The sequence below is a fragment of the Pseudomonas sp. BR20 genome, assembly GCF_050780135.1.
Lineage (GTDB): Bacteria > Pseudomonadota > Gammaproteobacteria > Pseudomonadales > Pseudomonadaceae > Aquipseudomonas.
On sequence record NZ_CP172012.1, the window covers coordinates 390,028 to 401,923 of the forward strand.

13 protein-coding genes and 1 tRNA gene are annotated in these 11,896 nt (G+C 59.4%); 10 read left to right on the forward strand and 4 right to left on the reverse strand.

The features are described 5' to 3' along the window. The first annotated feature begins 46 nt into the window (after positions 1-46). From ACHPFG_RS01745 to ACHPFG_RS01785, 9 genes are all read left to right on the forward strand, one after another. Positions 47-466, forward strand: a complete 420-nt coding sequence (locus ACHPFG_RS01745; protein WP_237683132.1) for a hypothetical protein — start codon at positions 47-49, stop codon at positions 464-466. A 117-nt stretch (positions 467-583) separates the two neighbouring features. After that, the gene (locus tag ACHPFG_RS01750) at positions 584-1,204 is read left to right on the forward strand and encodes a hypothetical protein (RefSeq protein WP_431701446.1); all 621 of its coding nucleotides are present in this window, start codon (positions 584-586) and stop codon (positions 1,202-1,204) included. Between the two features lie 394 nt (positions 1,205-1,598). Next, the gene (locus ACHPFG_RS01755; protein WP_184745660.1) at positions 1,599-2,180 is read left to right on the forward strand and encodes a hypothetical protein; all 582 of its coding nucleotides are present in this window, start codon (positions 1,599-1,601) and stop codon (positions 2,178-2,180) included. Between the two features lie 39 nt (positions 2,181-2,219). Beyond that, the gene (locus tag ACHPFG_RS01760; RefSeq protein WP_027608087.1) at positions 2,220-2,900 is read left to right on the forward strand and encodes a CsgG/HfaB family protein; all 681 of its coding nucleotides are present in this window, start codon (positions 2,220-2,222) and stop codon (positions 2,898-2,900) included. Between the two features lie 29 nt (positions 2,901-2,929). Further along, complete coding sequence (locus tag ACHPFG_RS01765; protein WP_145335732.1) at positions 2,930-3,292, forward strand: DUF4810 domain-containing protein; 363 nt, start codon at positions 2,930-2,932, stop codon at positions 3,290-3,292. Continuing rightward, on the forward strand, positions 3,289-3,939 hold the full coding sequence (locus tag ACHPFG_RS01770; RefSeq protein ID WP_131697032.1) for a DUF799 domain-containing protein: 651 nt from the start codon (positions 3,289-3,291) through the stop codon (positions 3,937-3,939). Before ACHPFG_RS01765 ends, ACHPFG_RS01770 begins: the two co-directional genes overlap by 4 nt. Before the next feature lie 156 nt (positions 3,940-4,095). Beyond that, positions 4,096-5,718: a vWA domain-containing protein gene (locus ACHPFG_RS01775; RefSeq protein WP_431701447.1), complete on the forward strand. Its 1,623-nt coding sequence runs from the start codon at positions 4,096-4,098 to the stop codon at positions 5,716-5,718. A gap of 153 nt (positions 5,719-5,871) precedes the next feature. Beyond that, on the forward strand, positions 5,872-6,444 hold the full coding sequence (locus ACHPFG_RS01780; RefSeq protein ID WP_431701448.1) for an RNA polymerase sigma factor: 573 nt from the start codon (positions 5,872-5,874) through the stop codon (positions 6,442-6,444). After that, the gene (locus ACHPFG_RS01785) at positions 6,441-7,046 is read left to right on the forward strand and encodes a hypothetical protein (protein WP_431701449.1); all 606 of its coding nucleotides are present in this window, start codon (positions 6,441-6,443) and stop codon (positions 7,044-7,046) included. Before ACHPFG_RS01780 ends, ACHPFG_RS01785 begins: the two co-directional genes overlap by 4 nt. Positions 7,047-7,090: 44 nt before the next feature. Here ACHPFG_RS01785 and ACHPFG_RS01790 read toward each other — a convergent pair whose 3' ends face one another. Next, positions 7,091-7,726, reverse strand: coding sequence for a LysE family translocator (locus ACHPFG_RS01790; protein ID WP_431701450.1), 636 nt, complete (start codon positions 7,724-7,726; stop codon positions 7,091-7,093). Positions 7,727-8,288: 562 nt separating this feature from the next. Between ACHPFG_RS01790 and ACHPFG_RS01795 the strand changes: the two genes are divergently transcribed. Further along, a complete protein-coding gene (locus tag ACHPFG_RS01795; protein ID WP_431703427.1) occupies positions 8,289-9,353 on the forward strand; it encodes a 2,3-butanediol dehydrogenase in 1,065 nt (354 codons plus the stop codon). Between the two features lie 316 nt (positions 9,354-9,669). On the opposite strand, the gene ACHPFG_RS01800 is transcribed toward ACHPFG_RS01795, so the two are convergent. The 3 genes from ACHPFG_RS01800 to ACHPFG_RS01810 all read right to left on the reverse strand — a co-directional run bounded on the left by ACHPFG_RS01800 (position 9,670) and on the right by ACHPFG_RS01810 (position 11,594). Further along, positions 9,670-10,158, reverse strand: coding sequence for a hypothetical protein (locus tag ACHPFG_RS01800; protein ID WP_431701451.1), 489 nt, complete (start codon positions 10,156-10,158; stop codon positions 9,670-9,672). A 68-nt stretch (positions 10,159-10,226) separates the two neighbouring features. Continuing rightward, positions 10,227-11,342 carry an AAA family ATPase gene (locus ACHPFG_RS01805; protein ID WP_431701452.1) on the reverse strand — a complete coding sequence of 372 codons (1,116 nt, stop codon included), beginning with the start codon at positions 11,340-11,342 and terminating at the stop codon, positions 10,227-10,229. Positions 11,343-11,517: 175 nt separating this feature from the next. After that, a tRNA-Arg gene (locus ACHPFG_RS01810) sits at positions 11,518-11,594 on the reverse strand. Between the last annotated feature and the right edge of the window lie 302 nt (positions 11,595-11,896).

An 11,896-nucleotide genomic window follows, 5' to 3' on the forward strand; every position in this document is an offset into this window, starting at 1 on the left:
TTCGGGCGCGTGTCGGTACAAGGTTCCCATGGCACCTGGGGGGCGAATGGCAGGTTTAGCGATTATGGGGTGGCGGTTGGTGCAGGGTGTTTGCCTGCTGGTGATGTTCGTCAGCGCCACCGCATTCACCCTGGCCTGGGCCTACCTCGATCCTAGTTCGTCGTGGTTGGGCACGGCCGTGGCGGGTTTCGTCTGGGGCGGCATCGGGTTGTTGTTCGCGTATGTGTTTGAACGGTCTCGAACCGCTGCGGCCACGCTGCGATTCATGCTGACTCGGACATCGGCGTTGCTGGTGCTTGCGGCGGGGGTGGCCTATCTGGTTGGCCTGCTGTGGGTCGAGCCGGAGCAGGACTTTATGGACGCTCAGTTAAAGGGCGCATCGTGCGGTAAGTACACGGGCACGATTGAGAAAGGGTGGGAGCAAATCTGCGCCCGTTCACATTCAGAACAGCCACAAACACCGTGAGTTGATGCCAACGGCATGATGCTCAAAGCCCTGTATGCGTGTTAACCGATTTATCCCGTTACTGCAGAAGCAAACTCGCTCCCACCCACCCATTATTTGGACCCAAGGAAGCTGTCAATGAAACTGTATCGTCTGTTTATCTCACTCACTGCACTGGCGACCTGCACCAGCAGCTTCGCCGCGGCGCCTGCCCTGCAAAGTTTTCTCGCCTGCGACCAGAACTCCCTGGCGGTGGTAAGCCAGCCAGGGCTCAAGGAGCGTGTTGCCCATAAGCTGGAGAACGGCAAGATCACGCTCAGTGGCGGCACAAAATCCGATATGGGCCAGCGCTGGATGTTCGACACGCCACTGACGCTTGACGGTATGACCTTGACCGGCTTTTTCGCCGAAGACCAGGACCTGATGGGCTCGCGCATCATCAACTGGGGTTTCTACACCGAGCAGGCGCCCGACGCGCTTTACGCACAACTGAGTAAAGTACCGGGTACGGCGTTGGAGAAAGCCAACGGTATCTACGCGCGTGCGCAGATCTGGTCGCACAAGCAATCAGCCTGGGTGCCGGAAGGCGGCGATGACAACGCGGGCAAGCTGGTCACCGATACCGCCGAACGCATCTTGATGGTCGAGCCCGCACCCGGTGACCTGGCCAAGGCCAGCAATGGCATGATCACCTGTTCGGTTCAGGGTGCGGTGAGTGCAGCGATGCTCAAGACCACTCGACCTGACCTGATCAAGTGAGCTGAGGCTGGCAACGATACCGCGGGCATGTTGAATGCCTGCGGTGTTCTCCGGTTTTTCGCGAGCAAGCTCGCTCCTACAGAGGGCGGGGTTACAGCAACTTGCGCTGCACCGCTTCATCTAGCGTACTGCGCGTCGGCGCCTCGACCACTTCCCGTGTATCGCTCTGGAACGGGATGCCCACGATCTGCACCAGGCACGTACGCCGGGTGCAGCGCGCGATGGCCCTGGAGGGCGGTCATGTTGAATTTGAGCGTGACGTCCTGCTCGCCCATAACTTGAGGGAATGTGCGCCACCGCACGGCATCCGACGAAACACCTTGAGAAGCGCCCTCAACCCCGTAAAATGCCGCGATTGTTTAAAGCACGATACTTTTCAGGGATGAATTCAGACATGCGCGCGTTTGCCGTATTCCTCTGCGTCTGCCTACTGGCGGGCTGCGCCTCCAAGCCGGAGTACTACATCTCGCCGGCGCCGGTCACCATTCCCAAGACAGCCACTTACTGGCTCGACACGTTTGATGTTGAGGTGGTGGGCAAGAACGAGCGTTTCTTGCCGGATGACAAGGTTCGCCAGCAACTCGGTGTCGATCTGGTCGACCGCCTGCTCAGCGCCAAGCGCTATGCAACCAGCAAGGAAAAGGCCGATTACCTGCTGGATGTCAGCATCGTCTATACGCGCCATATCCCGGACTCCAAAGGCGGCCTCTCGACGTTGATCGTTGATGACAACACCATTCTGGCCGCTGTCGATTTCAGTTATCGGGTCAAGGTCAGGAAGGGGGCTGGCGAGGTCCTGCATTTTGCCAAGACGCGTAACAACCTTGTGCCTGCCGGCGTGATGGGTGAAGCGCAAAAATGGAAGACCATGGGCGGCATCATCACCAACTCCGGTAACTCGAGCGTCGAGCGTTTTTATACCGGCGTGTTGAGCCGCGACATCGTCGATGATCTGCGCGATATCCCGTCTCGCTAACGTTGCCCACTACCGATTTATCACCCCCAGGAGCACTACGTGAACACACTGTCCAAAATCCTGCTGTCGGGCCTCACCGCCGCAGCGCTGCTGACCGTGGCCGGTTGCGCCACGGAGAGCAACCGCGCCATGCCGGTGGAACAAGTCGCCAGCGCCAACGTCGCCTATTCCGGCGTGCGTGTGCCAATCGCCGTAGGCAAGTTCGACAACCGCTCCAGCTACATGCGCGGCATCTTCTCCGACGGCGTCGACCGCCTCGGTGGGCAGGCCAAGACCATCTTGATCACCCACCTGCAGCAGACCAACCGCTTCAGCGTGCTGGACCGCGACAACATGGGTGAAATCTCCCAGGAAGCCGCGATCAAAGGCACCGCGCAGAAGCTCAAGGGCGCTGACTACGTGGTGACCGGCGACGTGACCGAGTTCGGTCGCAAAGAGACCGGCGACCGGCAGCTGTTCGGCATCCTCGGCCGTGGCAAAACCCAGGTGGCCTACGCCAAAGTGGCGTTGAACATCGTCAACATCAGCACCTCCGAAGTGGTGTATTCCACCCAGGGTGCCGGTGAATACGCGCTGTCCAACCGTGAAGTGGTCGGCTTCGGCGGCACCGCCAGCTACGACTCCACCCTCAATGGCAAGGTCCTGGACCTGGCCATGCGCGAAGCCATTAACCGCTTGGTCGACGGCATCAACGCCGGCGCCTGGAACCCGCGCAACTGATCAGCAACCCCTCAAGGAGCAGTACACGGATGAGCAAGGCAGTGAAGTTGGCGCTGATGCTGACAGCAATCGCGGCGGTCGCCGGGTGCCAGACGGCGCCCCAGCCCCTGTATCAATGGGAAAGCTACCAGCCGCAGGTTTACGAGTACTTCAAGGGCGAGCCCAAGGAAGCGCAGGTCGAGGCGCTGGAGCGTGATCTGCAAAAGATCAACGCCAGTGGCCGCAAGGCGCCTCCGGGTTACCACGCGCACCTGGGCATGCTGTACCTGAGCATGGGCAAGGATGACCAGATGGTGCAGGAGTTCCGCACCGAGAAGGCGCTGTTTCCCGAGTCTGCTTCGTACATGGACTTCCTGCTGAAAAATGCCAAGACCGGAGTGGCCACTAAATGAGCCTGTTAAAACTCACCGGCGCCTTGCTGGCCCTGGCTTTGCTCGGCGGTTGCGCAGCCCCCAAGACCATTGACTACACGGCGTACAAGCAGGCGCGGCCCAAGTCGATCCTGGTACTGCCGCCGATCAACGAGTCGCCGGAAGTGCAGGCCTCGTACAGCCTGGTCTCGCAAGTGACCTACCCGCTGGCCGAAGCCGGCTACTACGTGCTGCCGATTGCCCTGGTGGACGAAACCTTCCGCCAGAACGGCCTGACCACCGCCAACGATATCCAGGGCGTGCCACCGGCCAAGCTGCATGACATCTTTGGCGCGGACGCGGCGCTGTACATCACCGTCAGCGAGTACGGCACCAAGTACATGCTGATCTCCAGCGACACCGCCGTGACGGCCTCGGCCAAACTGGTGGACCTGCGCACCGGCACCACCCTGTGGACCGGTTCGGCGCGTGCCTCCAGCGAGGAAGGTAACAACAACAGCGGCGGCCTGATCGGCATGCTGATCACGGCGGCGGTCAAACAAGTGATCAACAGCTCCACCGATGCGGCGCACCCGATTGCCGGCATCACCAGCGCACGCCTGCTGTCGCCGGGCCAACGCGCGGGGATCCTGTACGGTCCGCGTAACCCGAAGTACGGCACGGACTGATATCCGGATTCTGAGAACACCACAGACCAACTGTGGGAGGGGGCAAGCCACCTCCCACATTTGAATGTCTGTGTTATTTGAATCAGGGTTAACCCGAACACCCCGCACCTTGCGTCTGACCTTGTGAACGGATCATTCATTCACGAGGTTCAGCCCATGTCCCGTCCTCTGCTTTTCCTGCGTCCTGCCGCCCAAGGCTTTGCCGTCACCATGGTGGTGGCGCTGGCCGGTTGCGGGCTGTCTTCGTCCCCCGAGTTGGCCAAACCGGCTGAGCCCGTCGCCGAGTTGCAACGCGCGTCACCCCAGGGCGCCTTGGTCAAACGCATGGCAATGCCCGCGCCAATGCGCATGCAGGAATCAGCGGCGATGGACTACCGCAGTGAGCCCCGCGAGCAATACGCCAACCTGCCGGACAACCCGGTGCATCGCGTGGCTGAAACGCCGGTGTCCACCTTCAGTGTGGATGTCGACACGGGCAGCTACGCCAACGTCAGACGCTTCCTCAACCAAGGCAGCCTGCCGCCCGAGGGTGCTGTGCGACTGGAGGAAATGGTCAACTACTTCCCCTACCACTACGCCTTGCCCACCGACGGCTCACCGTTTGGCGTGACCACCGAAGTCGCCGCCACACCCTGGAACCCGCACACCCAACTGCTGCGCATCGGCATCAAGGCGTCCGACCGCGCCGTGGCGGACCTGGCGCCGGCCAACCTGGTGTTCCTGGTGGACGTGTCCGGCTCCATGGATCGCCGCGAAGGCTTGCCGTTGGTGCAAAGCACCCTGAAATTGCTGGTGGACCAGTTGCGTGATCAGGACCGGGTTTCATTGGTGGTGTATGCCGGTGAGTCCCGCGTGGTGCTCAAGCCTACGTCAGGTCGCGACAAGGCCAAGATCCGCAATGCCATTGATCAACTCACCGCCGGCGGGTCCACGGCAGGCGCATCCGGCATCGAACTGGCCTACCAGATGGCCCGCGAAGGCTTTATCGACAAGGGCATCAACCGCATCCTGCTGGCCACCGACGGTGACTTCAATGTGGGCGTCAGCGACTTCGATAGCCTCAAGCAAATGGCCGCCCGGCAGCGTAAAAGCGGCGTGTCCCTGACCACCCTCGGCTTCGGTGTGGATAACTACAACGAACACCTGATGGAGCAACTGGCCGATGCCGGCGATGGCAATTACGCCTATATCGACAACCTGCGCGAAGCCCGCAAGGTGCTGGTGGATCAGCTCAGTTCAACCCTGGCGGTGGTCGCGCGGGATGTGAAGTTGCAGGTGGAATTCAATCCGGCACAGGTCAGCGAGTATCGACTGCTGGGCTATGAAAATCGCGCCCTCAAGCGTGAGGATTTCAACAACGACAAAGTCGATGCCGGCGAGATCGGCGCAGGGCATACCGTGACCGCGCTGTATGAAATTGTGCCGACGGGCGAGAAGGGCTGGTTGGAGCCCTTGCGCTACACCCGCGCGCCCGCCGCTGAAGGCGGTGCCAATGAGCTGGCGATGTTACGTGTGCGCTACAAGCCTGCCACGGGCGGTGATAGCCGCTTGATCGAACGGCCCATCAGCAAGGAAGTCACCCAGGCCAGCGACGACCTGCGCTTCTCGGCGGCGGTGGCCGCCTTCGCCCAACAGCTCAAGGGCGATGGCCGCTACACTGGCAGCATGAGTTTGAAGGACACTGCCGCACTGGCCCGCTCGGCCCGGGGCGATGACCCCTTTGGTTTGCGCAACGAGTTCGTGCAACTGGTGGAACTGGCCCAAAGCCTGAAACCTTGATCTCGACCACGACACGGATCAAATGTGGGAGGGGGCTTGCCCCCGATGGCAGTGGGCCAGTCAATACATCTGTTACTGATACACCGCCATCGGGAGCAGGCCCCCTCCCACACATGAACAGCGTTAAATTTATAAAAGGAGTTCGCCCCCTACATGGCTGTTCCAGATGACCCACCCAGCGACGAATCGCTGCTGGCCCGTTACCGCGCCGGTGATGCCGCCGCGTTCGAAGCCTTGTACGCGCGGCATCGCCAAGGCCTCTACCGCTTCCTCGTGTCCCTGAGCAACAAGGCTGAACTGGCCGAGGAAATCTACCAGGAGGCCTGGCTCAGCCTGATCCGCAGCAGCACCCAGCCGCAAGGCCGGGCGAGCTTTCGTACATGGCTGTTCCAGATTGCTCGCAACCGCCTGATCGACCATTGGCGCAAGCACGGCATCCACAACCCGCTGCACGACAGCTACGATGAGCAACTGCACGCCCAGGCCGACGACAGCGCCGGCCCTGAGCAACAGCTGAGCCTGAGCCGCGACCAGGCGCGCCTCGACGCCGCCTTGCAAGACTTGCCCGAAGACCAGCGCGAAGTCTTCCTGCTGCGCCTGCACGGCGACCTCGAAGTGCCGCAAATCGCCGCCCTCACCGGCGCCCCGCTGGAAACCGTAAAAAGCCGCCTGCGTTACGCCCAGCAGAAACTGCGCCGCCTGCTGGCCGAGGAGATACTCGCATGACCGACTCCCGACACACTCCCGACTCCGACGACGTGCTGATCCAGCATTACCGTCAACACAGCACCGGCGAGCCGCCCGCGTCCCTCGACGCCTTCATCCTCAACGCCGCCCGCCGCGAAGCCCCGGCGCCGCCACCGAGCCTGTGGCAACGCTGGCTGCAAGCCTGCCAACGTCCGCGCTGGCAAATGGCATTCGCCACCGTGGCCGGCTTGGCGCTGATGATCGGCGTGGTCACGCGCTCGCCAGTGCCGCAACCCGAAATCTCCACCGCGACCTTCTCCGCTATGCACGAGGAAGCCGCCCGCCCGGCGCCGCAAGCGTTGTCCGCACCTGCGCCAATGGCGCGCATAGCCGCCGCGCCCAAGGCTGAAAGTGCGCCGGTTCAGGCTGAAATTGCAGGTGCGATGGCAGATGAATCGAACGCCAGACTCAGCAAGCGCGCGCCGTCAGCGTTGCCGTCGCTGGAGCAAGAATTACAGGCGATAGTGCGCTTGCGTGAAGCGGGTCAAAGCAAAGCCGCGGATGAAAAACTGCTGGCGTTGCACGCGCGTTTCCCTGAAGAAGACCTGCCGGCGCGGCTGGAGGCGTTGCGCAAGCATTGACCACAAAAGACAGAACGGGCCACCGGTTACCGGTGGCCCCGCGTTCAACGCCGCGCATCAAAAGCCATGCGCACCGCCAGACCTGCCAGCACCGTCCCCATCAACCAGCGCTGTAACAACTGCCATACCGGCTTGGCCGCCAGAAACGTCGCGATGGAACCGGCCATGATGGCGATCACCGCATTGATGCTCACACTGATCATGATCTGGGTAAAGCCCAGCACGATGGATTGCGTCAGCACGCTGCCGTGGCCGGTGGGGGTGATGAATTGGGGCAGCAATGATAGGTACATCACCGCCACTTTCGGATTCAACAGGTTGGTCACAAAACCCATCATGAACAGCTTGCGGGGACCGTCCCTGGGCAAATCGCGCACATGAAACGCCGAGCGCCCACCGGGCTTGACCGCCTGCCAGGCCAGGTACAACAGGTAGAGCGCACCACCGAGCCTGAGCGCGTCATACGCATACGGCACCGCCATCAGCAAAGCGGTAATACCCAGCGCCGCGCACAGCATATAGACGACGAAACCCAGCGCCACGCCGCCCAGGGAAATCAACCCGGCCAGCGGCCCCTGGCAGATCGACCGCGAAATCAGGTAGATCATGTTCGGGCCGGGCGTCAGCACCATCCCAAGTGAAATCAGACCGTACGCCAGCAGGCTCGACAGTTCGGGCATGGGTTTACTCCTGTAGGTTGAGCGCGTCGTTGCGCAGGTTGAATGCGCTTGATGGTAGGGCGGGAGAAAGGCGCGCGTTAGATACAGATCGGCTGACAAAACGTCATACAGGGCGCTTGCACTCATACCAACCTGTGGCGAGCGGGCTTGCCCCGCGTTGGGTTGCGCAGCAGCCCCAAGACCAGGCGCAGAGGAGTGCCTGATACACCCCATTCGTCTTCATCAGGGGCGCTTCGCACCCCAACGCGGGGCAAGCCCGCTCGCCACAGGTTACTGTTTACCCTTTCTACTTCTTAACTGACTGGCATTAGGGCTTGCGCTGAGACGCAACGTCTCACGGTCTCGTCGCTACCGCACACGATCTGGCATGGCGCGTCTCGTTTGACCTCGATGCCGGCCACCCTTGGGTTTGCATTCGGCGGCTCTAGGAGAGGGGCGTCCAGGCGTTTTTGCGCAACTGGCACCGGCCTTGCTCTGGCCCCTTGCAACCCACCCGGCGCGCCAGTGCCAACCGTTTCAAGGAGACTTCGCTATGAGCCTTTCGAGCAACTCGCAACGCAGCATGCGTGCCGCTGTCTGGCATGGTCGCAACGACATCCGCGTCGAAGACGTGCCGCTGCCCGTCTCGCCGCCTGCCGGTTGGGTGCAGATCCGCGTGCAATGGTGTGGCATTTGCGGCTCCGATCTGCATGAGTACGTGGCCGGCCCGGTGTTCATCCCGGTCGACGCCCCGCACCCGCTGACCGGGATAAAGGGCCAGTGCATTCTCGGTCATGAGTTCTGTGGCGAGATCGTCGAACTCGGTGCCGGCGTACAGGGCTTCAGCGTCGGCGAGCCGGTGGCAGCCGATGCCTGCCAACACTGCGGCACGTGCTACTACTGCACCCACGGGCTCTACAACATTTGCGAGAACCTGGCCTTCACCGGCCTGATGAACAACGGTGCCTTCGCCGAACTGGTCAACGTGCCCGCCAACCTGCTGTACAAGCTACCGGCGAACTTCCCCGCTGAAGCCGGTGCACTGATCGAGCCTCTGGCCGTCGGCATGCACGCGGTGAAAAAAGCCGGAAGCCTGCTCGGGCAAAACGTCGTGGTGGTCGGTGCCGGCACCATCGGCCTGTGCACCATCATGTGCGCCAAGGCGGCGGGCGCGGCGCAGGTGATCGCGCTGGAAATGTCCGGCGCGCGCAAGGCCAAGGCCAGGGAAGTGGGGGCGACCCATGTGCTCGACCCCAACGAATGCGATGCCCTGGCCGAAGTACGCCGCCTCACCGGCGGGCTCGGCGCGGATGTCAGTTTCGAATGCATCGGCAACAAACACACCGCCAAACTCGCCATCGACCTGATCCGCAAGGCCGGCAAGTGCGTACTGGTGGGCATCTTCGAAGAGCCCAGCGAGTTCAACTTTTTCGAGCTGGTGGCCACGGAAAAACAGGTACTCGGTGCGCTGGCCTATAACGGTGAGTTCGCCGACGTGATCGCGTTTATCGCGGATGGGCGGCTGGACATCTCGCCACTGGTGACGGGGCGCATTCAGCTGGAGGAAATCGTGGGGCAGGGCTTTGAGGAGCTGGTTAAAAACAAGGAACACAATGTGAAGATCATTGTGTCGCCTGCTCGGGCCTGAGGCGAAGGATGAGCGTTTCGGGCTTTACCCAGCGCGCACAAAATAGCCCCAGGTTAAATGGGAAAAATTCCCATGGTCCTCTGTCCACTTTCCGTACGCGCTCGCATCCATATTCACAAAATCTGGGAAAAGGCCGATTTCGACAGATTGAAAAAAGGCGAGGCCCGGCAGAAGCAGCGCCGGTACAGGCCGAAGTTGTCGGTTCGTTGGCGGATAAACTTGCGGTCAAAGCGATAAGTTGACGAGGTTCAGTTGTTCGGTAAGCCCGAACAACTGAATCTACGCCCTGTATTCCTAGTGATTCAGCTACAGGGGTTTAAGCGTTTCGGAAATAGTCGACTAACTCCCGCGCGCTGGGGCATTCTGGATGTGTCGCTGCTTGGGCCACGCTGAATCCAAAGCGGTTGACCATCTTTTTCGCAAAAGCGACCTTGTTACCTGGCCCCGAGGCTCCCAAATTGCTTGCGATTTCTTTTAGGCGAGCAAAAGGCTTATCGACGGTCTTTTCAGGAAAGGGCTCTTGATACCCTTGTTTGAGCCAATTGCTCATCGCTGGGGTATCGGCAAGAAACCAAGCTTCAAGCGCTTTAACAGCAACAAAAATGGTTTCCACTTTTGCGTTCTGAATCCGGTCGCGCACGACCTGCGTTGATAGGTCGTCTTCTAGATCAGTCAGTACATAGATTTTATCCACGCCTTGTAATTCAAGCCCTTGGATAAATGCTTCTATGTTGTGTGGTAACAGGTTTCCGCCGCCCTTTGCATCAACGACTGGGAAGATCAGTTCATGATTGTGATCACTCAAAAACTTCCTAAATGTTGGCGATTCAACTACGAGCCTCTCGCAGTCACCTTCGACTATGAAACCAGCCCTTACCATGGTAGACCCCCGTTAAAAAGGTTTGTCAACCAGGCGGTGTCCAGTGGAATCTGTTTTTTATCGACACCTGACTCGGCAGCACATTTAACGTTTGTGCGTCCGTCAACCTTGTTAACAAACCATAGTTCTTCAGGGTTTAGGTTGCGCACTACTGACTCGCTGTGTGTCGTAATAAAAACGGGGTGCTCAATTGTAGCGTTGTCGCGCATGAGTCCGACCAGCTCACCAATCGCCTTGGGATGAATGCCACGCTCGGGCTCCTCAATGATCGTGAGTCCCGGCTGAGAAGTTCTGCTTAATATCGCCGTCATGATGCAAAGCGCATAGATGGTTCCGTCAGAGATCAAGTGTGCGGGAAAGCGGGTTTTGGTGCCTTCCTCCTTGAAGGTGAGAAAGGTCGCGCTATCTATTCCCCGTTCTCCGATAGAGAAATTCTCCATTCCAGGGACTATTAGCTCAATCCATTCCAGCACTTGGGTTCTGAACTGTTCGTCTTTTTCCAGGACTGACAGCATCGTCGCAACGTTGCGGCCATGGCTGTCGAGCATGGTCGCATCTTCAGTTGAGCTGGCCGGCTCTTTTGCCGCCATGGGGTCAATACGATAAACATGCACATTGGTGAGAAACTTATAGAGCGCAGAATGACTCATTAACATGAGTGCAGCCATGTCCTTAGGGTATTCCAGCAGCGGCATAAGTGGTGCGGATTCAGACAACGTAATTCGGGTTTCACTGTTATGTTTTCGGTCAATATACGGGGTGCCATCGATCTTCAGGCTTTCTATTACCTGAGGCGTCTTATCGATCTCTATGAGTTTGAGTGAATATTCAAATTTCTCGTAGTTGATTTCGACTGTTATGTCGAAGGAAATAGTTGTTCTTTTTTCTTTTCGATGTTTGAAACAGTGGATCTGTTTAAAACCACCAAAATCACGAATAGCGGTTGCCGCGCCCCGCTTCACGACGGCGCCCAAAAAAGCAAGGGCATCCGTAATGTTGCTTTTCCCCGCGCCGTTGGAGCCCGCTAGAGCAGTAAAGGGCGATAGATGCTCAAGCGTAAGACTTGCGACGCTTTTAAATCCATTGATCGTGATCGATTCGATATTCATGGCAATCCCTTCGACCTTCATCGGCGGTCGTCGCACGGCGTGCTTTTACGCCGCCAGCTGATTGAACTTCAGAAAAATATTGGCTTGCGCATGATATAGGCGTTCACCGACAGCAGTATATTCAACCCACAAAAAAGCCCCAGGCCTTTCGACCTGGGGCTTTTTCATCTGTATCTGGTGCACCCGGCGGGATTCGAACCCACGACCCCTGCCTTCGGAGGGCAGTACTCTATCCAGCTGAGCTACGGATGCTTGTGCGGGCGACATCATACCCATGTCGACCTTGGGCGTCCATGCCGGTCTTTTGCCGTTTCCCAGTAGGAATTTGCCGGTGGAAGGCCCTGCGCCGGGCGCCGTTGGTCAATGCGGCGGAACGCGCTCAAATCACGCTGATCTGAAAGTTCCGGCAAATGCGCCGTTTTCGTTCTTTTTTTCGAACAGACTATTGCCCTGTACCCCCATTGATCCTAGGATTCGTTTGAGATTTCAAACGCTCTGTCTCTCGTGCGCTATTCATTGATCGCGCGCGCGGGGGCTGATTTCCCTGACGGCAG